The following is a 24,998-nucleotide window of genomic DNA, read 5'->3' as shown; positions in this document are numbered from 1 at the left end:
TTCGACCCCGATCGGCGGGTCCGCGCTCACGACAGCGCCTCGATCAGCGCCGCCGAGGTCGCGACCGCGCCGAACACGCCGCCCTGCATCTTGATCATCTTCAGCGCGTGGTCGTGGTTGCCTTTGTCCGTAGCGCCGCAGCAGTCCGACAGCAGCACGCATTCGAAGCCGCGATCGTTGGCCTCGCGCATGGTGGTGTGCACGCAGACATCGGTGGTGATGCCGGTCAATACGATGTTCTCGATGCCGCGCAGGCGCAGGATCAATTCAAGATCCGTGGCGCAGAACGAACCCTTGCCGGGCTTGTCGATGATCACTTCGCCGGGAAGGGGGGCGAGATCGGGAATGATCTCCCAGCCGGGCTCGCCGCGCACCAGGATGCGGCCGCAGGGCCCGGGATCGCCGATGCCCGCGCCGATCTGCTGCGAGCGCCAGCGCTTGTTGGCGGGTAGGTCGGAGAGGTCGGGGCGGTGGCCCTCGCGGGTATGGATGATGTGAAAACCCTGCGCACGCATCACCGTGAGCAGCTTCCTGATCGGCTCGATGGGAGCCCGCGTCAGGGAAAGATCATAGCCCATCTTGTCGACATAGCCGCCGACGCCGCAGAAGTCGGTCTGCATGTCGATCACGATCAGCGCCGTGTTCTCCGGCCGCAGGTCGCCATTGTAGGGCCAGGCATAGGGTTCGGAGCGGATGGTGCGCGCAGTCATGTCGCAGCCTCGTTCGTTAGCGGGTGATCGAAAGCTCAGCCGGCGCACCGCTCAAGTTGCGCTTCGGCGAGCAGGTGATGATCATGATGAGCAGCGTCAGGATGTAGGGCGCGGCATTGAAGAGGTGATAGCCGGAGGTGATGCCGACCGATTGCAGCGCAGGCCCCAGCGCCGCGGCGCCACCGAAGGCGAGCGAGGCCCACAGGCACAGCATCGGGTCCCATCGCGCGAAGATCACCAGCGCCACCGCGGTGATGCCCTGGCCCGACGACAAGCCCTCGTTCCAGCTGCCCGGATAGAACAGCGACAGGAAGGAGCCGCCGATGCCGGCGAGGAAGCCGCCGGCCATGGTGGCGCGCAGGCGGATCATCAGCACCGAATGGCCCATCGCGCGCGCGGCGTCCGCGCTCTCGCCGGCGGTACGGATCAACAGGCCCCAGCGCGTGGTGCGGAAGGCCCAGAACAAGAGCGGCGCCAGCGCGACGCCGATCAGGAACAGCACGTTGATGCGCAGCGCCGCGCGCAGCTGCGGAATGTCGCTCCACCAGCCGAAATCGATCGCGGGCAGCCTTGCTGCGGTCGGCTCGATCAGCGGCTTGCCGAGATAGAAGGCGAGCCCGGTGCCGAACAGCATCAGCGCGATGCCGACCGCGATGTCGTTGACCCGCGGCAGCGAGCAGATCCCGGCATGCAGCGCCCCGAACAGCGCGCCGGTTACTCCGGCGGCGAGCACCCCGAGCCACGGCGAGCCCGAGAGATAGGAGATGCCGTAAGCGCTCATCGCTCCCATCACCAGCGTGCCTTCGAGGCCGAGATTGATGCGGCCCGAGCGCTCGGTGATGCACTCGCCGAGGCTGACGAACAGGAAAGGTGTCGAGACCCGGATGGCGCCGCCGAGCACCGCCAGCGGCACGGTCCAATAACCGATCGACCCGTCTGCCATCAGGATTTTCCTTTCAGCAAGCCGATGCGGCCGTAGAGCGCGTCGCTCGCCAGCACAAAGATGAAGATGAGGCCCTGCAGCACCTGCACCGAGGCGTCGGGCAAGCCCAGCCGCCGCTGCAGCAGGCCGCCGCTCGCACCGAGGCCGCCGAGCAGGATCGCGACCGGAACGATCGCCAGCGGATTCTGCCTCGCAAGGAACGCGACCAGGATGCCGGTGAAGCCGTAGCCGACGGCGAGGTTGGCGTTGGTGCGGCCCTGCACCGCGGCGACCTCGACCATGCCGGCGAGCCCGGCAGAGGCGCCGGCCAGGAAACAGATGGTCAGGATCAGCTTGCCGACGGAAAGTCCGACCAGCTTGGCGGCGCGGATGTTGCCGCCGGCGACCCGGGCGGCGAAGCCGAAGGTGGTGTGGAAGATCAGGACGTAAGCGGCAAGCGCCGCGATCAGGCCGAACACCAGGCCCCAATGCACATCGGTGCCGGGAATGGAGCCGATCATATTGGCCGCGCCGATCTCGCGCGTCGACGGCTTGTTGAGGCTCAAGGGATCACGCATCGCGCCTTCGACGAGATGATTGAGAATGGCGAGCGCGATATAGACGAGCAGCAGGCTGGCGATGGTCTCGTTGACGCCGCGATAGTGGCGCAAGCCCCCGGCCAGCATGATCCAGAGCCCGCCGCCGATCATGCCGGCGCAGACCATCGCGAACTGCACCACCAGCGGCGGCATGCCCGGCAGCGCCAGCGCCGCCGAGGTCGCGGCCAGCGCGCCGATCAGGAGCGCGCCTTCGCCGCCGATGATCACCATGCCGAGCTGCGCCGGCAGCGCGGTGCAGAGCGCGGTCAGAATGAGAGGAGCGGCGCGGGTCAGCGTGTTCTGCCAGGAGAACCAGGTGCCGAACGCGCCGTAATACATATACCAGTAGAGATCGAGCGGGCTCTTGCCGAACAGCGCGACGAAGCCGCCGAAAGCAAGGAGCGCGGCGGCCAGCGCCGCGCCCGGGATCAGGACATATTCGATCGAGGCGCCGTAGCGCTGCAGAAAGCCGGGATCGGCGGCCGGCGCGATGACGGCCGCGTCCAACGGATCGGCCGTCTCCGAGGTCATGAGGTGGCTCCGAGCACGCCCTCGACCAGATAATCCATCTTCTCGAGCTCGGGGTCGGTCTGGCCGCGATCGGTGCCGGCGGCGATCACGGTGTTGCCCTTGTTGTCCTTGATCGGGCCTTTGAAGATCGTGTAGCCGTCGGCCATGAACTTGGCCTTGATCTCGTCGGCGTGCTTGCGCGCCTGTTCGGAGACCGCCTCGCCGTAGGGCGACACCTTGACCACCTCTTCCTTGAGGCCGCCGCGATAGAAGTTCGGGATGCTTTCGCCTGCCTGCAGCATCTTGACGAATTTCGGATACAGCGCCTCCCAATTCCATTCGGCGCCTGTGAGATAGGCCTTCGGCGCCAGCGGCGACTGGTTGACGTGATAGCCGCAGACGAAGGCGCCGCGGCGCGCCGCGTTCTCGACCATCGTCTTCGGACCGTCGACATGGCAGGTGAGCACGTCGACGCCCTGGTCGATCAGGCTGTTGGTCGCCTCGGCCTCCTTGACCGGCATCGACCAGTCGCCGGTGAAGATCACCTGCGTGGTGGCCTTGGGATTGGCGAGGCGGGCGCCGAGCGTGAAGGCGTTGATGTTGCGCAGCACCTGGGGGATCGGCTTGGCCGCGACGAAGCCGAGCTTGCCGCTCTTGGTCGTGTAGCCCGCGACGATGCCGGAGATGTATTGCGCCTCGTCGATATAGCCGAAATAGGAGCCGGCGTTCTTCGGGTCCTTGTCGGTCCACAGGCCGCCGCAGTGCTCGAAGCGGAGCTTCGGGTACTTGTTGGCGATCTTGATCATGTGCGGGGTGTAGTAGCCGAACGAGGTCGGGAAGAGCAGGGTGGCGCCGTCGAGATTGATCATCGACTCCATCGTCTTCTCGACGGCGTCGGTCTCCGGCACCTTCTCTTCCTCGATCACCTTCAGCCCGGGCAGCTTCTTCAGCGCCGCCGCGCCTTGCGCATGGGCCTGGTTGTAGCCGTAGTCGTCGCGGGAGCCGACATAGATGAAGCCGATCGTCGTCTCCGCTGCGAAGGCCGGCCGCAAGCCGGCCGCGGCGCCCAGCGTCAGCGCCGCGCCGCCTTGCAACAGGTGCCGTCGTGAAATCCTGCCAAAGTCCATGGTGTGCTCCCCTCTCGGACCGCGCGTCCGCTGCTATCTCGGCTTCACCGGTTCGGGCGGAGCCTCATGGGAAGCTTTCGCAAGCTTCGTGCCATCGCCGCTTTGTTGGGCGCGACTCGAAAACACATTGAAAATATTTGAAAATAGCTCTTGTCGGATAACGTTCGTTTGCCGCCGACTGTCTGTTGAGACTATAAATTAGTCAGTACGTCATCATTGTATGCAATATTGTGTGCAAGCGGTGAGCCCTGCGCGTCCTGTCGGCTAGCCGCTGGCGTTGGCGCGACGAGGTCAGCGAAGACCGTCGACGCGATCCGCCGCGGTTCGGAGAACGGTAAGTAATTCAAGGATTTGTCTGCGGTCTTTCGAAATGGAAATGACCATGGGACTAACCGCGATCGGACGGGCAGCAGCCCTCATCGTCGCGGGCGACGCCGCGTTGGCGCAGAGCGCCCGAGCCACCAACGGCTCCACCGGTGGGCGGCTCCGGGATCACCACCATGCCCGGCCGCTTCGTTCCGGGCTCCCGCCGGCCTCAGATCCCGAGCAGCCAGACCGCGACGATCGTGCCGAGCACGGCGATGCCGCTGATGGTCCAGCCGGTCAGGTAGGCGCCGCTGTCGTCCGCCTCGGGGCGGTCGACCATCTGATCATGCCAGTGCGCCATCTGAGCCTCCTGCGCGCTGTTTCGATGTGATGGTTGTTCTTTTTGATGCGTCGCGTGCGCCCGATGGCAGGTTCAACGTGCGTGCGAACTCCCGCGCGGCTTACCGCTGGTCTGGCTCTCACGCTCCGAAATGCCCTAAGCTGAGCGGGCGTCCCGCGCAGAGGACGTCGAATAAGCAGAAGGGAAGGACCAGCGTTCCATGAAGGATTTTGCAGGCAGGTTCGCCGTCGTCACCGGCGGCGGCACCGGCATGGGCCGGGAGCTGGCCCGTCAGCTCGTCGCCGAAGGTTGCAATGTCGCCATGTGCGACGTCTCGGCCGAGGCGATGGCCGAGACCAAGCGTTTGTGCGAAGCGGAGCGCTTGCCGCAGGGCCTGAGGATCACCACGCATATCGCCGACGTCGCCATCGAGGATCAGCTCAAGCGCTTCCGCGACGAACTGATGGAGCAGCAGGCAACCGACAGGATCCATCTGTTGTTCAACAACGCCGGCATCGGTGGAGGCGGCAGCCTGTTCACCAACAGCCGCGAGCAATGGGAGCGCACCTTCAACATCTGCTGGGGCGGGGTCTATCTCGGCGTCCGGACCTTTTTGCCGCTGCTGTTGAAAGCGGACGAGGGCCACATCGTCAACACCTCCAGCGTTAACGGCTTCTGGGCCTCGGTCGGCCTGGGTGTCGCGCACACCGCCTATAGCGCGGCGAAATTCGCCGTGAAGGGTTTTACCGAGGCGCTGATCAACGATCTCCGCCTCAATGCGCCGCACATCAAATGCTCGGTGGTGATGCCGGGTCACATCGGCACCTCGATCGTGTCGAACTCGCGCAAGGTGCAGAGCGGCACGGAGTCGGACCGGCTGAGCGAGACCGAGATCCAGCAGGCGCGCCAGCGCATGAAGGGCATGGGGATCGATGTCGCTGCGATGAGCGACGAGGACGTGCAGGCCGCGGCCGCCGAGCGCGCCCGTAGCTTCCTGGAGGATGCGCCGACCACGGCCGCGCAGGCCGCCAGGATCATTCTCGACGGCGTGAAAGCGGAGCAATGGCGCATCCTGGTCGGCGAGGACGCCAAGCTGCTCGACCTCCGCGTCCGGCAATCGCCGGAACAGGCCTACGAGCCCGAATTCTTCCAGCGCTTCGCCCAGGAGGCGGGGTGGAAGCTGGGGTAGGGGTTCTCGGGAGATGGTCTCTCACCGCGAGGGCGTGGGCTCCCCTCCCCGCAAGGGGGAGGGGAGACGAGATCGCCGCGACGTCCTCGCAGAAAGCGTCGACCGAGCAAAAAGCGTCGACCGAGCAAAGAGTGATCGCCTTCGCCGCTTACCGCGACGATGCCACGCGATAGGCCATCCGGGTGTGGCCGGCGCAATAGGGCAGGCCCTCGACCGGCCTCGAGCCGCAGAAGCAGAAATCGTCGGCCCCTGGTGTCGAGATCGGCCAGCGGCATCGCTCCTTGGAGAGCTCGAACAGCGAGCAGCCGTTTGCGACCGCAACGACGGTCTCCTCGACCACCGGCTCGGGCGCCGGCGCGATCTGAATCGCCTTCAGGATCCGCCGGCGTAGTTTCGGCACCGGACGCGTCCGCACGCCGTCCTTGCCGTCCGCGCGCATCACGCGGCGGGTGTCACCGCCATTGTCGCGGATCAGCGCCAGGCGCGAGATCTTGCCGATCACCGCATTGCGGCTGACGCCAAGCTCAGCGGCGATTTCGCGGCAGGTCAGCCCGGCCTCAAAGTGCTGTTTCAGGAGCTGGATTCGTTCCTCGGTCCAGGTGGAAGGTGCAGTGGGTCGGTCGGCGGGCATATTCTATGTTTCCAAGTTGGATCCATGCTGGATCGTCCTGGCCGTCGCGTGCCGCCGAAACTTCGCGCTCAAACGCCTCCGTTCACGCCCTGCCGTTGTCGCGGATCGACAAAAGCCCGTCCTTGATGGCGAGCCTTATGCCTTCTTCGATCAACGTCCTGCAGACACCTGGAACGCTGGTGCCGTGGGTGCCCTGTTTCACGAGCTTCTCAAGGTAGCCGATGGTCGCCAGGGCGAGGGTTACGGGAATGCGGTCAGTCTCGGCTTTTTCCGTGGCCATGCCAAAAGCTAGTCCGTAACCGGTGTACAGAAAAGTAACTTTTTAGACTCTATTAGGAATCGGATAAGTTGTACAGGTGCTTGCGTCGAAAGTGGTTAAGTTATTGAATTTGAAATAAATTTATTGATTTTTCTGCGTTCGACCGAGACTCGGCAAACGTGCAGTGAGGGCGACGGTCGGGGATCTGTGGCAGGTCGGTCACGACGGGCGGATTCGGCCTGGGTTCCTCCGAGAGATGCGCGAAATGCGTGTATTCAAGGCTGATGCTAGTGAGGGGCGAGGCAATCGCCCGATTCAGCGGGGCGAGGAATGGCCGGCAGCGAGAACGGGCAGCGCCCGAACGCCGGTCGGTCGTGCCATCGGAATGCTCGCACCGTTTCGTAAATTCAGAAATATGCCTTTCGTTTTTTCGGAAATCGTGCTTTACTGCGCGCATCCCGCCTCGGCACGGAGGGGCGTTGCGCGCGATCGTCACGACACGCGAGGCGGGGAGCGATGGCCGCGAGGTGCCGCAGCGTGCTCGATGCACGCGGACGAACGGCAGCGCGCGGACGTGAAGTCGCAGCGTCCTGACACCCCGATGCTGGTGTCCCGCGCAACGTGCGCAAGCGCGTTGTCGCGAATGGTGGCCAGAAAGCCCGGTGCACCAGGGAGACTGCGTATAAACGTGAAGACCATCGCGCAGGGAAGGCCGGGTCGTTCCGGCTGCACCTGTGGTACCTGCCGCCTGCATTTTTTTCGCAGGCGGGCCGCAGGCGTCAGCCGACGCCTGGCCTTCCCTGCGCCCTCCGACCTTTCAGAGGGCAACTGTTGCAGCAGAACTCGGGCATGATGTGCCGCGGGACAGCGAACGTGTGTCTCGGTCGGCCTGGGAACAAGTTTGGGATGCGAGATGCCCCCGACGTCATTGCGAGGAGCCCACCGGGTCTCGCCTCCGGCGAGCCCGATGGCAGGCTCCGGCGACGAAGCAATCCAGAATCTTGCCGCGAAAGGTCTGGATTGCTTTGCCTGTCATCCGGCCGCGCATTCGCGCGGCCCCGGTGGCTCGCAATGATGTAAGGCCCCTCAAGTCGGATTACCCGTGCACGACCGATTTGGCGATCATGCAGTGAATGCCCTTGGAGCCGTTGACGGTCTGCGTCACCCGCAGGTCGGCGGCGAGACTGCAGAGCGTATAGGCGTCCTCGCGCGACAGGTTGCGCTTTTCCCCGAGCAGCACGATCATGTCGCGCAACGCGCGCACCACGCATTGGTCGAGATCGGGGTCCATGGCCATCGTCATGTAATGGGTGGCGGTCTCGGCGCGGGGGTAGTCGAGCTTGAGATCCTTGCGCACGGTCAGGCGGAAGCGGCCTTGCAGCGCGGTCTCGATCGCGGTGACGCAGACCTCGCCATCGCCCTGGGCGCCGTGGCCGTCGCCGCAGGAGAACAGCGCGCCGGGCACGAACACCGGCAGATAGAGCTTGGCGCCGGCGCCGAGTTCTTTGTTATCCAGATTGCCGCCCATCGCGCGCGGGATCAGCGAGGTGATGCGGCCCCAGGCCGGCGGCGGCGCCACGCCCATCACGCCGAAGAAGGGCGCCAGCGGCAGTTCGAGGCCCCAGGGCAGTTTCCCGACCATCCGTGCCTTGTCCAAGGGGATATTGAGCAGCCGGCTCTCGTGGAAATCATCGGGCAGGGTGCCGGCGAGCGGGCGAATGAAGTTGTAGCCCCAATCCTGCCGCAGCTGCACATCGAGGATGTCGACTTCCAGCACGTCCCCGACCTCGGCCCCCTTGACCGCGATCGGACCGGTCAGGATATGGCCGGGCACCATCCGCTCGCTTCTGGCGTGAACATCGAGCAACTCCGGCGGGACGTGAAACTTGGTTCTGTCCGGCAGGACATCGGGCCCGCCGCTGATGCTGTCGATCGTCACCTCGTCGCCGCTCTCGATCGCGAGCACCGGCTTCAGCTTGGCTTCGAAGAAGCCCCAGTGACAGGTTTCGGGGCTTGCGTGCAGATGATGGTGAGTCATGACGGTCTGGCGCCTCCGGTATCCGGCTCGGAAAAGATGTGCCCTCGATCCATAGCAAATCGCAGCCGCCCTGCAGATAGGCGGATACGCAAGGCACGGCTGTCGTGTAAGAGGTCGGGAGCGCCGATTCAGGGCGGCGCGCGCGGAGTCCCGAATGTTCTTTGTCTTGTCGAAAACGCTCGGCACGATGCTGCTGCCGACCAATTTCCTGATCGAGCTGGGTGTCATCGCAGCGGTTCTCCTGGCGACGCGCTGGGCGAGATGGGGCCGCAGGCTCTTCGTCCTCGTGATCGTGCTGCTCGCGGTCTGCGCCTTCTCGCCGCTCGGCAACTACCTTTTGTATCCGCTGGAGAGCCGCTTTCCGAAATGGGACGCGAGCAAAGGGGCTCCGGACGGCATCGTCGTGCTCGGCGGTCCGGTCGATGCCGACATGTCCGTGATCCACAACACGCCGATTACGCGCTCGGCGGCAGATCGTCTTATCGCCGCGGCAGCGCTGGCGCGCCGCTATCCCAACGCACGGGTTCTGTTCACGGGCGGCAGCGCCAATCTGATCTCCAACGATGCGAAGGAGGGCGACTTCGCCTCGGACATTCTGACCAGCCTTGGCGTAGCCAAAGATCGCCTGATCATCGAGCGGCTGTCGCGCAACACCTACGAGAACGCGATCTTCTCCAAGCAGCTGGTGGCGCCGAAGCCCGGCGAGCGCTGGCTGCTCGTCACCTCGGCCTATCACATGCCGCGCTCGGTCGGACTGTTTCGCAAGGCCGGCTTTCCGGTCGAGCCTTACCCGGTCGACTGGCGCGTCGGCCATTGGGCCGATCTGTTCAGCTTCGAGAACGTCGCACTGGTCGGATTGGGACGCACCGATGCCGCGGTACGCGAATGGCTGGGACTTCTGGCCTATCGGCTGCGCGATCGCACCGACCAGCTGCTGCCGGGGCCGGACAGTCGCTAGCCTGGCGAAGCCTGCGAGCTTGTGAGGCGGGGGCTGGCCTCGTGGCACGCGACGGTCTAACACACGCTCGCTGGACAGAGCCAAAAAGCGGGCCATCGATGCCCAAGCGAGGGAGTGATTGCCATGCCACAGGCGAGCGCGCAGGACGGACTGGATGTGGCCGGCATGGCCGCCGACCTCAACGCGCTGTTGCGGCTGAAGACGACGGTGATCGGCATCAAGATGTTCACCCGCGTCGATGAGATGGAAGCGGTCGAGAAGATCCGTCGTCCGAACGCGGTGCATACGACCGACCAGATCGTCAGCATGGCCTCGCGCCTCGGCTGGACGGTCGGCGTCACCGGCGATGATCTCGTCGGCGCGCAGTGCCGCGCCGTGATCGGGCTTGGTCCGCAGGACGAGGCCTGGCTTGCCGGTACCAATTATGTCGGGGTGTGGCACGGCACCGCCGAGGACGCCCGCAAGCGCCAGGAGGCGCTGGACGTGGTTCCGTTCGGCCGCTATCAGGCCATGGCGGTGAGTCCGCTGGCCAGCGGACGCCTCAATCCGCCCGACATCTGCCTGGTTTACGCGACACCCGGTCAGATGATCATCCTGATCAACGGCCTGCAATATACGGGCTACAAGAAGTTCGAATGGGGCGTGGTCGGCGAGACCGCCTGCGCGGATTCGTGGGGGCGGGCGCTGAAGACCGGCGAGCCAAGCCTGTCGCTGCCGTGCTTTGCCGAGCGGCGGTATGGCGGCGTGCCGGACGAGGAGATGTTGATGGCGTTGAAGCCTTCTGATCTTGGCAAGGCGATCGCCGGGATGAAGCAGCTCGCCAGGAACGGCCTGCGCTATCCGATCGCGCCTTACGGGATCCAGAACGATGTCCGCGCCGGCATGAGCGTGTCGTATGGGAAGAAATGAAATTTTGAAGTTGCCGTCATTGCGAGGAGCCGAAGGCGACGAAGCAATCCAGAATCTTTGCGTGATACTGGATTGCTTCGCTGCGCTCGCAATGACGGATGTAGCAAGGATCTGAGAATGAGTGCTTCATCCAAGTTCGACATCGTCGTCTACGGCGCGACCGGGTTCACCGGCCAGCTCGTCGCCGAATATCTGGCTTCGCATTATCGCGGCGACAAAGCGCTGACATGGGCGATGGCCGGCCGCAGCCGCGACAAGCTGGCGTCGGTGCGCGATGCGATCGGCGCGCCTGCCGACACGCCGCTGATCGTGGCCGACTCGAGCGATCCCTCGTCCATTCGTGCGATGGTCGATCGGGCAAAGCTCGTGCTGACCACGGTCGGTCCCTATCAGCTCTATGGCGCCGATGTGCTTGCGGCTTGCGTTGCATCGGGCACTGACTATGCCGATCTCTGCGGCGAGCCGCTGTGGATGCATCAGATGATCGGGCAGCATCAGGCGGAGGCGGAAAAGACCGGCGCGCGCATCCTCTTCTCCTGCGGCTTCGACTCGGTGCCGTTCGAGCTCGGCGTTTTCTTCGTGCAGGAGCAGGCGAGGAAAGTGCTGGGCGCGCCGGCGGCGCGGGTCAAGGGACGTATCCGCGGAATGAGCGGCTCGCTCTCGGGCGGCACGGCGGCCAGCGCCAAGGCGACAGCCGCCGCGCTGACCAGTGATTTGAGCCTGGTTGCGATCATGAAGGATCCGTTCGCGCTGACGCCGGGCTTCAAGGGACCGAAGCAGCCGCCGGGCAACAGGCCGCTCTACGAAGAGGACTTCCAGTCCTGGGCGGCGCCGTTTGCGATGGCGCTGGTCAACACGCGCAACGTCCATCGCTCCAACATGCTGATGGGCTTTCCCTACGGTCAGGACTTCATCTACGACGAGATGGTGCTTACCGGAGACGGTGAGCAGGGCCAGGCCAACGCGAAGCTGGTGATGGCGGCGAATGCCGAGAAGACCGGCCCTAACGCGCCAAAGGTGGGCGAGGGGCCCTCGAAGGAGAAGCGCGACAATGGGTATTTCGACCTGCTCTACGTCGCGGTTGCTCCCGACGGGCGACGCGTTCGCGCGGGCGTGAAGGGCAAGGGCGATCCCGGCTACGGCTTGACGGCGAAGATGATCTCCGAATGCGCGCTTTGTCTGCTGCGCGACGCGCCGGAAGTGAAAGGCGGCTTCTGGACCCCGGGTGCGGCGATGGGCGACCGCTTGATCAAGCGGCTGGTCGAGAACGCCGGATTGACGTTCGAGGCCGAAGGCTGATGGGCGCTTAGAGGTCGCGAGGGACGACGATCACCGATCGTTCCTCGCGCTTGTAGGGTTGTGCCGCGACGAACATCCCCCACATCGTGCCCAGCATCATGAAGAAGTGCCGCCAATGGTCGGTGTCGATGATGAAGCTCTCGCCGACGATGCCGACGAAGGCGGCGAAGATCGCGATATAGGTGCGCTGCCAGGGGACGCGGATGAAGATGTGGCGGAAGCCGAGGATCACGGTGGTGAAGACCAGGGTCGGATAGCAGATGCCTGACAGCCAGCCGCCGGACATGAAGGCATTCAGATAGGAGTTATGGGTGTCTTCGGGAAAGTAGCGGTGGAACTGCAGCGGGCCGATGCCGAACGGCAGGTCGAGCGCCATCGCCGCGCCCAGGATGTGCCGGCCGAAGCGGCCGAAGCGGCCTTCGTCATAGCTCTGGTCGAAGCTCGCCCTTTGCCGGAACATCTCCGCGATGGAATCGAACGACAACAGCACCGCGATCAGCAGCGCGACGGCGAGCACAGCGGCGATGGTCGTGACGATGACGCGCGAGCGTTCGCCGCGCGACCGGCTGGTGAGAACCATCAGGCTGAGCATGAAGGCCGCGGTCAGGATCAGGCCGCCCCAGGCGGCACGCGAGAATGCCAGCAGGATCGCAAGCGCGATCACCCCGAGCACAAGGATGCCGCGCAGCGCCTTGGCCAGATGTGCGGTCACAACGTTCTGCAGGGCAAACAGCGCCGGCAAGATCAGATACGCGCCGAGCACGTTCGGGTCTTTGAAGGTGCCGCGCGCGCGACCGTAAAGCGTCAGGAGATCGTAGCCGCCGGGCACGAGGTGGAAGTAGCCGGCCACGCCCGCGAGCGCGGCGATGAGACCGCCGACCAGGAGGCCGCGGCGCAACATGTCGAGACGGGCTGCGGTGTCGTCGGCGCTGACCAGCGCGAAGAAGACCACCGTCACCGCCATGTACCAGGAGGTCGCGATCCACGTCGCGACCGTGGAGTCACCAAGCAGCGGGATCGCGCTGATCGTGTAGCCGAGATTGAGCAGGAACAAGAGCAGCAGCAACGGCACGAGGACCAGTCTGAGCCGGACGCCGGTCGCGATGAAGACGGAGGCCGAAGCCAGCGTCACGAGCTCATAGGGGCTGGGCTCGATGAAGACGATCGCGCTGGAGGCTCCGACCATCCAGATCAGCGCGCGTTGCAACGCGACGATGCCCGGAGGGGCTATCGGCCGCGACGCGAACTCTCCGGCTGTCGCCGCATACGCCATCACACACTCGCAACTCGGCCTCGGAGGTCGGGCTGGACGACGCGCCGCCCGGCTCGGACCCGAGGTTCAATACGCGTTCTCGTTCTTGGTCATCAGCGCGATCGGCGTCTTCAACAGGATGTACATGTCGAACAAGACCGACCAGTTCTCGATGTAATAGAGGTCGAACTCGACGCGCTTCTGGATCTTTTCTTCGTTGTCGATCTCGCCGCGCCAGCCGTTGATCTGCGCCCAGCCGGTGATGCCCGGTTTGACGCGGTGCCGCGCGAAATAGCCGTCGACGGCCTCGTCGAACAGGCGGTTCTGCAGCTTGCCCAGGACTGCGTGCGGGCGCGGTCCCACCAGCGACAGATTGCCCTTGAAGACGACGTTGAACAGCTGCGGCAGCTCGTCCAGGCTCGTCCTGCGGATGAAGCGGCCGACGCGGGTCACGCGCGGATCGTTCTTGGTCACGACCTTCGATGCCGTCAGATCGGCATGGTGATGATAGAGCGAGCGGAATTTGAAGACGTCGATCCGCTCGTTGTTGAAGCCGAAACGCTTTTGCCGAAACAGCACGGGGCCGGGACTATCCAGCTTGATCGCGAGCGCCACGAGAGCCATGATCGGCAAGGCGAGCAGCAGGATCAGACTCCCGACCAGGCGGTCGAACAGCCATTTCATCACGAGGTCCCAATCGGTGATCGGCGCCTCGAACATGTCGAGCGTCGGCACTTCGCCGAGATAGGAGTAGGAGCGCGGGCGGAAGCGCAGCTTGTTGGTGTGCGCCGAGAGGCGAATGTCGACGGGGAGTACCCACAGCTTCTTCAGCATGTCCAGGATGCGGGTTTCGGCCGAGATCGGCAGCGCGAACAGCACGAGGTCGACGCGGGTGCGGCGCGCAAACTCCAGGATGTCGTCGACTTTGCCGAGCTTGGCAACGCCGGCGCAGGTCTCGAGCGCGCGGCTGTCGTTGCGATCATCGAACACGCCGAGAATTTCGATGTCGGAATCCTCTTGGGTCTCCAGAGCGCGAACGAGTTGTTCGCCGTTCTGATCGGCGCCGACGATCACGGTGCGCCGGTCGAGCCGGCCTTCGCGCGCCCAGCCGCGGATCAGGCTGCGCAGAAAGACACGGGTAGCGATCAGCGTGCCGAGACCAGTGAAGAAGAACGCGCCGAGCCACAGGCGCGAAAGCTCATTGCCGACCTTGGCGAAGAAGGAGATGCCGATGAAGAGCAGAAACACGAAAGAATAAGACGAGATCATCCGCGTCATCTGACTCACCTGGCCTCGGAAGACCTGGATTTGATAGATGTCTGCGGCCTGGAAGCAGACCACCATGGTTGCGGCTACGCCGAGGATCGCTCCCAGATATTCCCAATGAAAGCCGCTCAGCGGGATCACGTAGCCGACATAGATCGCACTGCCGACAAGGCTGAGCAGAAGAAAGTCGGCGATGCGGACGACGCCAGCGATGACGATCGGCGAATAGGCGCGGCGGACTTTTTGGTTAGCGACCGCAAGGGCCGCAGGCGACAGGCGGCGCCGGCGCTCGACGGCTGGGGTGCCGACTGAGGAGGTGGCCGCCGCCGCTGCAGCGTCCAACATCGAGCGTGCGTTGATGGGTTCCACAGTCGTACAAGCCCGTAAAGCGCTTTTGGTGATGTAATGCGCCGAGAACGCATAGGGAAAATCCCCATGCGCCGGATTAGGCGGCAATTCGGAAGAAACTGTTAGCGATGGTAAATGGTGTCAGGTCTTGGTAAATGCTTCGCGGTATCCTGCCAGCACGCCTTCGACCATGGCGTTCTGGGAGAAATGCTGGAAAATCCGCTCGCGCAATGCCTGGGCGCGATTTCGGAGCACATCCGGATTCTCCAGCGCGGTCTCGATCGCATCCGCCAGCGCGCCGGCGCTGTTCGGCGCAAATAGAGCATCGCCATACGGCCCGAAAATCTCCGGGATACCGCCGACCTTGGCGGCGATCATCGGAATTCCCGCGGCACCCGCCTCGATCACCACATAAGGCATCGAGTCGCCGCGCGATGGAACGACGAGAAGCCGTCCTTGCGCGAAACCATGGCGAGCTTGGACATGACCGATGAAGCGCACCGCGTGCGTGAGTGCAAATCTTTCGACCTGCGCCTTGAGTCGCTCCATCTCCTCACCGTCCCCGGCGAGTGTCAGCGTCAACGGCTTACCATCGGCATGCAAGCGGGCGAGTGCGTCGACGAGAACGTCGGCGCCTTTGATGGCTCTGAACTCGCCGACATAGACGATGTCGGTCGCATCTGCGGCCCTGCTGACGGGATCAAACTCTCCGGCAGTCACGCCGTTGAACACGCATCGCACGAGGCCCTTCGGCGTCCCGATCGTGCGTTGATAAGTGTCGCGTGCAAAGGAGCTTTCGAACAGGAAGAGCTCGGTCCGGTTCATCAGCGCGCGTTCGAGGCGGGCGTACAAGGCGCCTTTCGTCGTACTGAGCGGGTAATGCAGCGAGCCACCATGCGGCGTGTAGACCCGGATGGTTCCGGGGCGGCGTGCAAGCATGCGGAGAAAGGCGCCGGCTTTGGCGCCGTGGCCATGCAGCACCTCGGGGTTCAATTGTCGGACCAAACGCGCGAACCTGGCGAAGGCGATGGCGTCGGTCAGTCGCGGCTCACGTTGGATCGCGATGCGGTGGACTCCGAGCTTCAGTCGCGGTGCGATCTCGGCCAAGGCTTTGTCGGCGCGCTCGCCGCCCGTCAGGCTGTCTGCAATGATGCCGACCTCGTGACCGCGATCGATCTGGCCGTTGGCGAGGTCCAGAATGTGACGGAAGATGCCGCCGACCGGCGCACGAACGGCGTGCAGAATACGAAATCGTCGTTCGGACACAGTCATCGTCACACGTGGTTCGATGCCCCGCATCCGGCCGAGCACGTGCAACTGCGCAGACGTGGCAGTTGGCACAAAAGGAAAGCGCGGGCGCGTTTCATTGCGGCGATCATCGGAGAAGTCCAGATTGCGATAAGGCTTGTGTGGTTAACGAAGTGTGATGAGCCAATGCAGAAACTGTCTGGAGACGAAGACGCTGGATCGGCGTGGGCTAACGATGTCATCGCAGGACGTACCTCTCACATGCAGCGTGTCGCCTCCAGATTAACCCGGTGGCAACCTTAATAGAGTGTAATTCTACCATGTAGAGCAGCAATGTGGCGTTGGCTTCGCGGGAGTGAGCGATGCGTTTGGCGTTTTGGCGTGCCGGCAGGGAGAAGGCGAAGGTCGCCGCAACCCGGGCCGCCGAGGAGATCGTGCAGTCTGCGCCTGTATCGGCTGCAGCGGAGGCGGCCGTGCCGACCGGCGATCTCGATCTGCGGCTGCTCGGCCGCGCCCTGGCGCGCAAGCGTCTCTTCATCATCCTTCCGACACTGTCGGCATTGGCTCTCTCGATCTTCGGCGTCAACCTTGTTACACCGCGCTACAAATCCGAATCGAGAATATTGATCGACGGTCGTGAAAACGTGTTTTTGCGTCCGAACAGCGAGCGCAGCGAAGAACGGACCGCGCTCGACCCCGAAGCCGTGACCAGTCAGGTTCAGCTCGTGCTGTCGCGCGATCTTGCGCGCGACATCATCAAGAAAAACAAGCTTGCCGATTTGCCGGAATTCGATTCGGTGCTGCGCGGCGTGTCGCCGTTGAAGTCCCTCGCGGCAATGATCGGTCTCGTGCGCGACCCGCTTTCCATGACCCCGGAAGAGCGGGTGATGGATGCCTATTACGAGCGGTTGACGGTTTATGCCGTCGACAAGTCGCGTGTCATCGTCATCGAGTTTCAATCGCAGGATCCTGAGCTCGCGGTCCGCGTCGCCAACTCGATCGCCGACGGTTACCTGACGCTGCAGCAAAATGCGCGGCAGAATCAGGCCAAAACGGCGAGCCAATGGCTCGCCGGCGAGATTGAGACCCTGCGCAAGAAAGTCGAGGAGGCTGAAGCGCGGGTCGAGGCATTCCGCTCCAAATCGAGCCTGTTCGTCGGCACCAACAACACCACGCTCTCCAACCAACAGATGGGCGAGATCACCACACAACTGAACAATGCCCGCGCGCTGAAATCGGATGCCGAAACCAAGGCGCGGTTGATCCGCGAAATGCTGCAGAGCGGACAGCCGATCGAAGCGTCGGAGGTCTTGAACTCCGAGCTGGTGCGGCGCCTGTCCGAACAACGGGTGACATTGCGCGCGCAGCTTGCGGAACAGTCGTCGACCCTGCTCGACAACCACCCGCGCATCAAGGAGTTGAAGGCCCAACTCGCCGATCTCGACCGCCAGATCCGGGACGAGGCTGGCAAGGTCTCGCGTTCCCTGGATAACGATGCGCGGATCGCCAGCGGCCGCGTGGATTCGCTGACCGCGAGCCTTGATCAGCTCAAGAAACAAGCCACGTCGAGCAACGGCCAGGATGTTCAATTGCGGGCGCTGGAGCGGGAAGCCAAGGCGCAACGTGATCTCCTGGAATCGTATCTTGCGAAATACCGCGAGGCGAACACGCGCGAGAGCATCGACACCGCGCCGGCAGAGGGGCGGATCATTTCGCAGGCGATCGTCTCCAACACGCCGGCCTATCCCAAGAAGCTGCCGATCGTCCTGATTGCGACCCTTGCGACCTTGATGCTGACCTCCGGCCTGGTGATCACCGGCGAATTGCTGCGCATCACCATGCCGTCCGCTTTGGCTCCCGCCGCACCAGTTGTGCAGACTGCCGTCATTGCGCGGATCGAGCCGGTGCTGCCATCGACGGCGCCAGCAGCGCCGGTCGCGGTGCCGCAGGTCGCCCCGGCACCTTCGGCTGCACCTGTATTGACGGTCGCGGCTGCGCCAACAGATGCGTCCGGGCCCATCGAATCCGCACCCGTCCTCACCGAGGTCGAGCAGATCGCCGCCGACCTGCTCGGCGCAGCTGACGGCGCCTGCAGGATCACCGTGCTCGGCACGGCCGGAGGCGAAGCGATCACCGCCAGCGCACTGGCGCTTGCCCGCGCGCTGGCGCGGCAGAGCCGGGTGGTGCTCATCGATCTCGCCGGCCCCTCCCAGGCTCTCGCAGCCGCTTCCGTCGATCCTGCCGCGCCCGGCTTGATCGAGCTGATGCGGGGCGAGGCGTCGTTTTCCAGCATCATCACCAAGGATCGGCTGTCCACACTCCACCTCGTTCTCGCCGGGCGTCCCGGTGGCGACCGCACCGAGCTGCAATCGCCGCGCCTGACGCTCGCGATCGATGCCTTGCAGCGGGTCTACGCCCATGTGCTGCTCGACGCGGGCAACGCCGCCGACCTTCCGGCCGAACTGCTCACGACCGGAGCGCACGCCGTCGTCGTGCCGGATGCTAAAATAGCGGCGGGCGCCCGCACCCAGATGTGCAAACAACTGCGCGCGGTCGGTTTCGGCGCGGTGACGATGCTGCAGAAGCCGGTCGAGACTTCCAAGGCTGCCGACCAAGGTCATCGCGGCGTGGCGGCCTGACGATGTCCGTGCCTCGCTAATGCCAGGCTCCGCGGAGCCGTCGCGCGAGCGCGAATAGCGTCGGATTGTGTTTGACGAGATGCTTGCCGCGGTGAAGCGCCGCCAGCGCCGAAGCGGCGAGCTGGCCGCGCCCGCTCAGCGGAACGAAGCTGTCGAAGATCGGCTCGTCGTCCTTGCAGAACATCCGTTTATAATCGTCGGCGCCGATACCGAGATCGAGTCCGCGACAGCCGCGTGCCGAATGATGATCGATGATGTGTCGCATCAGGATCAAGCCGGGACTCCAGCGTGCATGTTCTGACAGCGTGTAGGTGTTGAACATCATCGAGAAGCGCTGGTCGTCTGCTACCCCCGCAAACAGTGCGATGATCTCCTCGTCACACTCCAGCGCATGGATCTCGATGGCGCGAGGGCCCGACGCAAGCCGCGTCATGCAGGCCTCGCGCACAAAGGCTGCGACGCCGGGCTCGGCAAACACGTTCGGTAGCTTCTGCTCCGCCATCCGGATCGGCTTCACCCTGAAGAACCAGTCGAGCAGGCGGGTGATCTCGGCATCGGTATTGGCAATCCGATAGCGATAGCCGGGCAGCGCCTGCAGCTTTTTCTCCTTGGCTTTCAGCTTGCGGCGGAACGAGTTCGAGACGAGCGCGGTGGGATCGGCACCGGGCGGCATCGCCAGCACGGGACAGTCGTTGACAGATGTTTGGTGCGGCAGGAGCGCGAGAGGATTGGCGTATTCGCGCCAGCGCGCGGGCTGCTGGGTCAGCGCCAGCACGTCGGCGACGTCTCGCGCTCGCAAGCCCTTCAGCAGATCGTCGAGATCGGCAGCAGTCGCCGCTGCGGCAAAGCCGCGGTCCCACAGGGCCATGTTGAAGGTGGTGTGCTTGCCGCCCATGAAGCTTGCGATGCGCAGGCCGCAAATCTGTCTCAATGCCAACGGTAACAGCAGGAGCGGCCGCTGCTCCGCATCCACGGCAACGACGATGAACGGGGCCGCGTTATCCTGCGCGGCGGCGTGGCGCTGCCAGGATTTAAGAAAATCGAAACGCTGATAGGGAGTGCACAGGCCGGAGGCTTCCAGTGCGCGCCAAGCCGGCTCGGCGGCAGCGAGGTCGGTCAGAACGTCGACGCGCGCGATGCCTGACGCCAGCGGCTGCGCGGGCGTCCGCGCCGCCCGGCTGTCGATCAGGGCCGCCATGGTCATCGCAAAACCTGTGTGGTCGGGAATTTTGCTGCTTGCGCGTCGGCCAAGCTTTGCAAAGAAGTATCAACAAAAGGTAATGGCAACCGCTGCGCTCCTGGAGAGCATGACGTGACCCGTCGTCGGGCCGAGTGATCGTAAAAGGTCGCCTTGCTAAAATATACGCTTTCGACACGGTCGCGCCGCTTTCAATCCCGATCAGGTGGGGGCGGCGAATTTTGATTCAAGTGGCCGCATGACGAGGGGCTTTCGGGATTTGTTGTCCGACAATGCGTGGCTGACCAGCCTCAAGCTCGAACTGGCCTATTTTTCCGGCCGCACCGTGTGGGTGTCGAGCGCGGCCGGCGGTGCGGGCGTAATTCTGCGCTTCGAGCGGGTGAGGCCGCAGCGCCGCGACCGCTTTCAGCCGCTGAAGGCGCAGGAGATCACGCCTGATGTCCTCGATCGCATCATTCGGGCGCTCAAACGCTGGGGCTATGACATCGTCTCCATCGACGAAGCCTGCGAACGCGCGGTGCGGCTGGCTGCGCCGCGGCGTTTTGCCTGCCTCACCTTCGATGGCGCGTCCAAGGACGTGGTGACCCACGCCTATCCGGTGCTGACGCGCCACGAGGTGCCGTTCGCGGTCTATGTGCCGAGCGCGTTCCCGGATGGGCTGGGCGAGGCGTGGTGGCTCGGACTGGAGACCGTGATCGCCCGCGAGGCGCGGATCAGCCTGGTCATCGATGGACGGGAGCAGCGCTTTACCGTCTTCAAATCGGCCGAGAAATACGAACTGTTCGCCTATCTCGCCGCTTGGCTGCGCGGTCTGCCTCCGGCGGAGCTCTCGGCCGCGATCCGGGATATCTGCACACGCCATGCGGTCGATCTCGCCGCGCTGTCGCGCGCGGCCGCGATGGATTGGGCGGATATCGGCAGGCTGGCTGCGGATCCCAAGGTGACGATCGGCAGCGCCACCGTGCATTATCCGGCGCTGTCCAACATGAAGGATGCCGACGCGCAGCGCGAGATCGCAATGGGCAAGGCGGTGCTGGAGACGGCGTTGCGGCGTCCAGTCAGGCATTTGGCGTATCCGTTCGGTGACGCCTCGGCGTTCCGCCGCGCCCATGTCGTGATGGCCGAACAGGCGGGCTTCGTCAGCGCCGTCTCGACGATCCCCGGCGTGGTGCAGACGGAAGGGCGCACCAATCTGCACGCGTTGCCGCGGATCGCCTGGGACGGCCGCTCGCGCTCGCTGCGGGCGCTGCGCGTGCTGATGTCGGGGGCGACCTTTCCGCCGACGGCGCCGACCCCCCATGCCAGGATCGGGATGGATTAGCCGCGCGGCTCCGGATCGGGACGCAGCATCCAGCTCACGATCGGCATCGCCGGTAGCACCCAGCCCATCCCGACCACGATGTAATAGATCCATTGCAGCATGCCGGAGTTGGCGATCACCGGGAACTGCGCGACCACCATGCCCATCATCGACCAGACGAAGGCGAGCAGCAAAAGCGCGATCGCGCCGAAGAATTTGCGGGTGCGGAGGGTCATGACGCGATTGTAAAGGAGGCCCGGACGGGCGCGGCTTGCGCACGTTCTTCGTCAGATTATAAGGGCTTGTCAGCCCCGGTTCAATCGAGCGTTCAACCTCCATGGCCCCAGTTTCCCGCACGCAGGATCTTGCCGCGATCCGTCTCTGGCTCTTGATCGTCGCTGGCCTGATCGCGCTGATGGTGCTGGTCGGCGGCGCCACGCGGCTGACCGAATCCGGGCTGTCGATCGTGGAATGGAAGCCGGTCACCGGCACCTTGCCGCCGCTCTCGGAGCAGGCTTGGACCGATGCGTTCGAAGGCTACAAGGCCATTCCGCAGTACCGCCAGATGAACGACGGCATGACGCTGTCGCAGTTCAAGACCATCTTCTGGTGGGAATGGAGCCACCGGCTGCTCGGCCGCGTCATTGGTATGGTCTATCTGCTGCCGTTCCTCTGGTTCCTGTGGCGCGGTGCCGTCAGCGGTCCGCTCGGCCGGCGGCTGTGGATCATCTTCAGCCTCGGCGCGCTGCAGGGCGCGGTCGGCTGGTGGATGGTCGCCTCGGGCCTGGTCGACCGCACGGAGGTGTCGCAGGTGCGGCTGGCGACGCATCTGTCGCTTGCGCTGTTGATCTATGCGGCCATCGTCTGGACCTTGCGCCGGCTGAGGCCGCGCGCGGAGATCGAGGCGCCGGCGCGGCTGCGCTGGACTGCGAGGCTGCTCGTCGTCGTTACCTTCGTGCAGCTCTATTTCGGCGCGCTGGTCGCGGGCCTGCGCGCGGGCCGCATCTACAACACCTGGCCGCTGATCGACGGCAGCTTCATTCCCGATGGCCGCGCGTTGTGGTTCGAGAGTCCGTGGTGGCGCAACCTGTTCGACAACAGCCTGACGGTGCAGTTCGAGCACCGCATGACGGCTTATGCGCTGCTGCTCCTCGCTGGCTTTTATGCCTTCGACGTGATGCGCGCGGGCGCGGGGCGCGAGGCGGTGCGGGGTGCGCATCGGCTGCTCGCGGCCATCCTCGTGCAAGCCGTGCTCGGCATCTCGACGCTGCTGCTGGTGGTGCCGATCCATCTCGCGCTGACGCATCAGGCGGTCGCCATCGTGGTGCTGACCCTGGCCGTGCTGCAGGCCGAGCGCATGTCGCCGCGGCGGGTGGCGGTTGTGGTGCCCGAAGCTGCCGTGCCGGTCGGGCAGGCGGGATAAGCGTGAGTTGCTGCGGCACTGAGCCCATCCGATCATCTCCGCTGTCATTCCGGGACGCGCCTGGAGGGCGCGGGCCCGGAATCCATTCTGCAGTTGAACTCGATGGTTGATAGATTCCGGGCTTGCCCTGCGGGCGCCCCGGAATGACGGCGGAGAGACATAGGTTCTCATTCTCGCGCAGCTTTCGCGCCGAGCCGTGCTGATCGTTCGTCCCTCGAAAGGTCGAGGGCGCAGGGAAGGCCGGATGCCTGGCCGGCACCCATGGCCCGCGTGCGAAGAAAAATGCACGCGGCGGTTACCACAGGTTCGGCCGGATACACCCGGCCTTCCCTGCGCGATGGGTTACGGCTTATACGCGATCTCCCCGGGGATCGGCTGTGTTGCCCCCGTCTGCGTGATGCGTAAGCATCATCGCATTGGCGCCAGCACCGAGGCGCCAGAACCACGCGATTTCACCGTCCGTGACGCGCCGCTCGTCCGCGCAAACCAGGTTCGCGCACGGCCCCTCACGTCCACCGCATTCCTATCCCACGCAACTGACGATCCGGATGCGCCCCTCGAGTGGATGTGAACAAAAAGAGAACATAAGCTGATTTGCCGAAGTTGGCAAGGCTTTTTGCCCGCGCAACGCATTGCGATGCACAAAAGGCGAGCGGGATCACTCGTCGAAGAAGACGCGAGAATCCGGTCCGAACGGGGGATCGTCTGGAGCGCCCTCGGGCAGAAATTCGCGGGCACCGAGCGCATCGAGTTCGGCTCAGAACTTTTCGAAATCGGTAGGCGGGCTGCTCATGGATCCCCTCACGCCGCGCTCGGCTCGCCGCCGAGCGCCTTCGCCACGCTGCGGAAGCGGTCCAGCGCGGTCTGAAGACTCTCGACTACTTCGGCTGCGACCTCGTCGGGCGGCGGCAGCAGGTCGGGATCATCCAGCGTGTTGTCCTTGAGCCAGAAGATGTCGAGATTGACCTTGTCGCGGGCGAGTAGGGTGGCCAGCGGGAACCGCTTGAACTTTTCGGTCTCCACGCGCTTGCCCCGCGCGCCGGAACGATAGCAGGCGACGAAGTCGTCGAGGTCGGCGCGCACCATCGGCCGCTCCTTCAAGGTGAAGCGCTGGTTGGTGCGGAGGTCATAGATCCACAGCTCCTTCGTGGCGGCCTGCTCGGAGGGCGGGCGCCTGTCGAAGAACAGCACGTTGGCCTTCACGCCCTGCTTGTAGAAGATGCCGGTCGGCAGCCTCAGCAGGGTATGAAAGTCGAAGTTTTGCAGCAGCCGCCGGCGAATGGTTTCGCCGGCACCGCCCTCGAACAGCACGTTGTCGGGCAGCACCACAGCGGCCTCGCCGTTGGCGCTGAGCACGGTCATGATGTGCTGCAGGAAGTTGAGCTGCTTGTTCGACGTGGTGACAAAGAAATCCTGCCGATCGTAATCCTCGCGCTCGCTGTCGATTTCGCCATCGTCGCGGACGATGCGGTAGCTCTGCTTCTTGCCGAAGGGCGGATTGGTCAGCACCACGTCATAGGTCTTGCCGCCGGCGCCGAGCAGGGCGTCCTTGGCCTCGACGATCGACTCGACGCCGGTGATCCCATGCAGATAGAGGTTCATCGCAGCGAGGCGGACGACCTCCGGCACAATATCGACGCCGGAGAACTTGTTCTTCAGCGCCGAATAGACGCCGCGGTCGCGCGCGCTGGCGTGGCGCTTCATGTGCTCCCAGGCGGCGAGCAGGAAGCCGGCGGTGCCGCAGGCGGGGTCGTGAATCGTCTGCTGCGGCTTGGGATCGACCACCTCGACGATGGCCTCGATCAGCGGGCGCGGCGTGAAATACTGTCCGGCGCCGGACTTGACGTCCTCGGCGTTACGCGCAAGCAGCCCCTCATAGATGCTGCCCTTGACGTCCACGGACAGGCCGAGCCAGGTCTCGCCGTCGATCAGGCCGACCAGCCGCTTCAGCTTGGCCGGGTCCTGGATTTCGTTCTGCGCTTTCAGGAAGATCGCGCCGATGATGCCACCCTGGCGCGACAGCGTCTCCAGCAGCCTGCCGTAAGTGGCGCTCAGCTCCTCGCCGGCGAGGTCCTTGATGTCGCTCCAATGCGCGCCCTTCGGCAGCATCGAGGCTTCGCCGACCAGCTCGACCCGCTCCTCGTCCATCTTGAGGAACAGCAGATAGGAAATCTGGCTGATATAGGCCTGATAGGAGACGCCCTGGTCGCGCAGCACATGCGCGAAATTCCAGACTTTGGCGACGAGGGTTTGCGGGTTCATTTCGTTGGGCTTGGTCCGAGGGGAGAGTGCGATGACCGCTCGTTGGCTTCTTCGCGGTCGAATTTGTAGTCGGGTGGGAGCGTCCAATTGCGCGATGCAAGGCTCTCGATGGCAAGCCGCCGCCGTGCTTCCTTGCTGTCGATCTCGATCACACCCTTCTCAGCCCTGACAACCGTCACTTCGTCGCCTTCACGGAGACCAAGTTCGTCGATGACCGACTGAGGCAGACCGACGGCCAGGGCGTCGCCACGCTTGAAAACCGCAT

Annotated in this window: 21 protein-coding genes and 1 pseudogene; 7 read left to right on the top strand and 15 right to left on the bottom strand. The window is 64.4% G+C overall.

What is annotated here, in order from left to right; all coding sequences use genetic code 11:
- Positions 1–26 precede the first annotated feature (26 nt).
- The 5 genes from QX034_RS32620 to QX034_RS32600 all read right to left on the bottom strand — a co-directional run bounded on the left by QX034_RS32620 (position 27) and on the right by QX034_RS32600 (position 4,535).
- Entirely contained in the window at positions 27–710 is a 684-nt protein-coding gene (locus QX034_RS32620) for an isochorismatase family cysteine hydrolase (protein ID WP_315703401.1), read from the bottom strand.
- A 16-nt stretch (positions 711–726) separates the two neighbouring features.
- Complete coding sequence (locus QX034_RS32615; protein WP_316196269.1) at positions 727–1,653, bottom strand: ABC transporter permease; 927 nt, start codon at positions 1,651–1,653, stop codon at positions 727–729.
- Positions 1,653–2,762, bottom strand: a complete 1,110-nt coding sequence (locus QX034_RS32610; RefSeq protein ID WP_315766606.1) for an ABC transporter permease — start codon at positions 2,760–2,762, stop codon at positions 1,653–1,655. Before QX034_RS32610 ends, QX034_RS32615 begins: the two co-directional genes overlap by 1 nt.
- Entirely contained in the window at positions 2,759–3,868 is a 1,110-nt protein-coding gene (locus QX034_RS32605; RefSeq protein WP_315703404.1) for a BMP family ABC transporter substrate-binding protein, read from the bottom strand. The genes QX034_RS32610 and QX034_RS32605 overlap by 4 nt, the downstream gene beginning before the upstream one ends.
- 535 nt (positions 3,869–4,403) lie before the next feature.
- Positions 4,404–4,535 carry a hypothetical protein gene (locus QX034_RS32600; RefSeq protein ID WP_315703405.1) on the bottom strand — a complete coding sequence of 44 codons (132 nt, stop codon included), beginning with the start codon at positions 4,533–4,535 and terminating at the stop codon, positions 4,404–4,406.
- Between the two features lie 199 nt (positions 4,536–4,734).
- On the opposite strand from QX034_RS32600, the gene QX034_RS32595 reads away from it, so the two are divergent.
- The gene (locus tag QX034_RS32595) at positions 4,735–5,703 is read left to right on the top strand and encodes an SDR family NAD(P)-dependent oxidoreductase (RefSeq protein WP_316167271.1); all 969 of its coding nucleotides are present in this window, start codon (positions 4,735–4,737) and stop codon (positions 5,701–5,703) included.
- A gap of 148 nt (positions 5,704–5,851) precedes the next feature.
- Here QX034_RS32595 and QX034_RS32590 read toward each other — a convergent pair whose 3' ends face one another.
- The 3 genes from QX034_RS32590 to QX034_RS32580 form a co-directional block, all read right to left on the bottom strand.
- A complete protein-coding gene (locus QX034_RS32590) occupies positions 5,852–6,334 on the bottom strand; it encodes a GcrA family cell cycle regulator (RefSeq protein WP_315743305.1) in 483 nt (160 codons plus the stop codon).
- Positions 6,335–6,416: 82 nt separating this feature from the next.
- Positions 6,417–6,614, bottom strand: coding sequence for a hypothetical protein (locus tag QX034_RS32585; RefSeq protein ID WP_006614936.1), 198 nt, complete (start codon positions 6,612–6,614; stop codon positions 6,417–6,419).
- A 1,075-nt stretch (positions 6,615–7,689) separates the two neighbouring features.
- Entirely contained in the window at positions 7,690–8,631 is a 942-nt protein-coding gene (locus tag QX034_RS32580) for an acetamidase/formamidase family protein (protein ID WP_315703408.1), read from the bottom strand.
- Positions 8,632–8,785: 154 nt separating this feature from the next.
- Here QX034_RS32580 and QX034_RS32575 point away from each other — a divergent pair, with 154 nt between their 5' ends.
- From QX034_RS32575 to QX034_RS32565, 3 genes are all read left to right on the top strand, one after another.
- On the top strand, positions 8,786–9,589 hold the full coding sequence (locus tag QX034_RS32575; RefSeq protein WP_315769154.1) for a YdcF family protein: 804 nt from the start codon (positions 8,786–8,788) through the stop codon (positions 9,587–9,589).
- 123 nt (positions 9,590–9,712) lie between these two features.
- Complete coding sequence (locus tag QX034_RS32570; RefSeq protein ID WP_315769156.1) at positions 9,713–10,498, top strand: DUF169 domain-containing protein; 786 nt, start codon at positions 9,713–9,715, stop codon at positions 10,496–10,498.
- Between the two features lie 117 nt (positions 10,499–10,615).
- On the top strand, positions 10,616–11,797 hold the full coding sequence (locus QX034_RS32565; RefSeq protein WP_315703411.1) for a saccharopine dehydrogenase family protein: 1,182 nt from the start codon (positions 10,616–10,618) through the stop codon (positions 11,795–11,797).
- Positions 11,798–11,804: 7 nt separating this feature from the next.
- On the opposite strand, the gene QX034_RS32560 is transcribed toward QX034_RS32565, so the two are convergent.
- The 3 genes from QX034_RS32560 to QX034_RS32550 all read right to left on the bottom strand — a co-directional run bounded on the left by QX034_RS32560 (position 11,805) and on the right by QX034_RS32550 (position 15,935).
- Positions 11,805–13,070 carry an O-antigen ligase family protein gene (locus QX034_RS32560; RefSeq protein ID WP_316175557.1) on the bottom strand — a complete coding sequence of 422 codons (1,266 nt, stop codon included), beginning with the start codon at positions 13,068–13,070 and terminating at the stop codon, positions 11,805–11,807.
- Between the two features lie 66 nt (positions 13,071–13,136).
- Complete coding sequence (locus QX034_RS32555; RefSeq protein ID WP_315762967.1) at positions 13,137–14,660, bottom strand: undecaprenyl-phosphate glucose phosphotransferase; 1,524 nt, start codon at positions 14,658–14,660, stop codon at positions 13,137–13,139.
- A 144-nt stretch (positions 14,661–14,804) separates the two neighbouring features.
- Positions 14,805–15,935 carry a glycosyltransferase gene (locus QX034_RS32550; protein WP_316196343.1) on the bottom strand — a complete coding sequence of 377 codons (1,131 nt, stop codon included), beginning with the start codon at positions 15,933–15,935 and terminating at the stop codon, positions 14,805–14,807.
- A gap of 338 nt (positions 15,936–16,273) precedes the next feature.
- Here QX034_RS32550 and QX034_RS32545 point away from each other — a divergent pair, with 338 nt between their 5' ends.
- Positions 16,274–18,550, top strand: coding sequence for a lipopolysaccharide biosynthesis protein (locus QX034_RS32545; protein WP_316196268.1), 2,277 nt, complete (start codon positions 16,274–16,276; stop codon positions 18,548–18,550).
- Between the two features lie 16 nt (positions 18,551–18,566).
- Here QX034_RS32545 and QX034_RS32540 read toward each other — a convergent pair whose 3' ends face one another.
- Positions 18,567–19,754, bottom strand: coding sequence for a GNAT family N-acetyltransferase (locus QX034_RS32540; RefSeq protein ID WP_316196267.1), 1,188 nt, complete (start codon positions 19,752–19,754; stop codon positions 18,567–18,569).
- 253 nt (positions 19,755–20,007) lie between these two features.
- Here QX034_RS32540 and QX034_RS32535 point away from each other — a divergent pair, with 253 nt between their 5' ends.
- Entirely contained in the window at positions 20,008–21,069 is a 1,062-nt protein-coding gene (locus tag QX034_RS32535; RefSeq protein ID WP_316196342.1) for a polysaccharide deacetylase family protein, read from the top strand.
- On the opposite strand, the gene QX034_RS32530 is transcribed toward QX034_RS32535, so the two are convergent.
- The gene (locus tag QX034_RS32530) at positions 21,066–21,284 is read right to left on the bottom strand and encodes a DUF2842 domain-containing protein (protein ID WP_315703417.1); all 219 of its coding nucleotides are present in this window, start codon (positions 21,282–21,284) and stop codon (positions 21,066–21,068) included. The genes QX034_RS32535 and QX034_RS32530 overlap by 4 nt on opposite strands.
- Before the next feature lie 101 nt (positions 21,285–21,385).
- On the opposite strand from QX034_RS32530, the gene QX034_RS32525 reads away from it, so the two are divergent.
- Positions 21,386–22,471, top strand: a complete 1,086-nt coding sequence (locus QX034_RS32525; RefSeq protein ID WP_316196266.1) for a COX15/CtaA family protein — start codon at positions 21,386–21,388, stop codon at positions 22,469–22,471.
- An 801-nt stretch (positions 22,472–23,272) separates the two neighbouring features.
- Here the strand turns inward: QX034_RS32525 and QX034_RS32520 are convergent.
- Both QX034_RS32520 and QX034_RS34110 read right to left on the bottom strand, forming a co-directional pair.
- Positions 23,273–24,733 carry a class I SAM-dependent DNA methyltransferase gene (locus QX034_RS32520; protein WP_316196265.1) on the bottom strand — a complete coding sequence of 487 codons (1,461 nt, stop codon included), beginning with the start codon at positions 24,731–24,733 and terminating at the stop codon, positions 23,273–23,275.
- Positions 24,730–24,978, bottom strand: a pseudogene (locus QX034_RS34110) (AbrB/MazE/SpoVT family DNA-binding domain-containing protein); the annotation flags it as partial. The pseudogene QX034_RS34110 and the gene QX034_RS32520, both read right to left, overlap by 4 nt.
- Between the last annotated feature and the right edge of the window lie 20 nt (positions 24,979–24,998).

Source organism: Bradyrhizobium sp. SZCCHNR3119 (assembly GCF_032487775.1).
GTDB lineage: Bacteria > Pseudomonadota > Alphaproteobacteria > Rhizobiales > Xanthobacteraceae > Bradyrhizobium.
This window is presented reverse-complemented; position numbering and strand designations above follow the sequence as displayed.

Coding starts and splice junctions, on each gene's coding strand:
- QX034_RS32620 (WP_315703401.1), bottom strand. CDS start 710: ATGACTGCGCGCACCATCCGCTCCGAACCCTATGCCTGGCCCTACAAT.
- QX034_RS32615 (WP_316196269.1), bottom strand. CDS start 1,653: ATGGCAGACGGGTCGATCGGTTATTGGACCGTGCCGCTGGCGGTGCTC.
- QX034_RS32610 (WP_315766606.1), bottom strand. CDS start 2,762: ATGACCTCGGAGACGGCCGATCCGTTGGACGCGGCCGTCATCGCGCCG.
- QX034_RS32605 (WP_315703404.1), bottom strand. CDS start 3,868: ATGGACTTTGGCAGGATTTCACGACGGCACCTGTTGCAAGGCGGCGCG.
- QX034_RS32600 (WP_315703405.1), bottom strand. CDS start 4,535: ATGGCGCACTGGCATGATCAGATGGTCGACCGCCCCGAGGCGGACGAC.
- QX034_RS32595 (WP_316167271.1), top strand. CDS start 4,735: ATGAAGGATTTTGCAGGCAGGTTCGCCGTCGTCACCGGCGGCGGCACC.
- QX034_RS32590 (WP_315743305.1), bottom strand. CDS start 6,334: ATGCCCGCCGACCGACCCACTGCACCTTCCACCTGGACCGAGGAACGA.
- QX034_RS32585 (WP_006614936.1), bottom strand. CDS start 6,614: ATGGCCACGGAAAAAGCCGAGACTGACCGCATTCCCGTAACCCTCGCC.
- QX034_RS32580 (WP_315703408.1), bottom strand. CDS start 8,631: ATGACTCACCATCATCTGCACGCAAGCCCCGAAACCTGTCACTGGGGC.
- QX034_RS32575 (WP_315769154.1), top strand. CDS start 8,786: ATGTTCTTTGTCTTGTCGAAAACGCTCGGCACGATGCTGCTGCCGACC.
- QX034_RS32570 (WP_315769156.1), top strand. CDS start 9,713: ATGCCACAGGCGAGCGCGCAGGACGGACTGGATGTGGCCGGCATGGCC.
- QX034_RS32565 (WP_315703411.1), top strand. CDS start 10,616: ATGAGTGCTTCATCCAAGTTCGACATCGTCGTCTACGGCGCGACCGGG.
- QX034_RS32560 (WP_316175557.1), bottom strand. CDS start 13,070: ATGGCGTATGCGGCGACAGCCGGAGAGTTCGCGTCGCGGCCGATAGCC.
- QX034_RS32555 (WP_315762967.1), bottom strand. CDS start 14,660: ATGTTGGACGCTGCAGCGGCGGCGGCCACCTCCTCAGTCGGCACCCCA.
- QX034_RS32550 (WP_316196343.1), bottom strand. CDS start 15,935: ATGACTGTGTCCGAACGACGATTTCGTATTCTGCACGCCGTTCGTGCG.
- QX034_RS32545 (WP_316196268.1), top strand. CDS start 16,274: ATGCGTTTGGCGTTTTGGCGTGCCGGCAGGGAGAAGGCGAAGGTCGCC.
- QX034_RS32540 (WP_316196267.1), bottom strand. CDS start 19,754: ATGACCATGGCGGCCCTGATCGACAGCCGGGCGGCGCGGACGCCCGCG.
- QX034_RS32530 (WP_315703417.1), bottom strand. CDS start 21,284: ATGACCCTCCGCACCCGCAAATTCTTCGGCGCGATCGCGCTTTTGCTG.
- QX034_RS32525 (WP_316196266.1), top strand. CDS start 21,386: ATGGCCCCAGTTTCCCGCACGCAGGATCTTGCCGCGATCCGTCTCTGG.
- QX034_RS32520 (WP_316196265.1), bottom strand. CDS start 24,733: ATGAACCCGCAAACCCTCGTCGCCAAAGTCTGGAATTTCGCGCATGTG.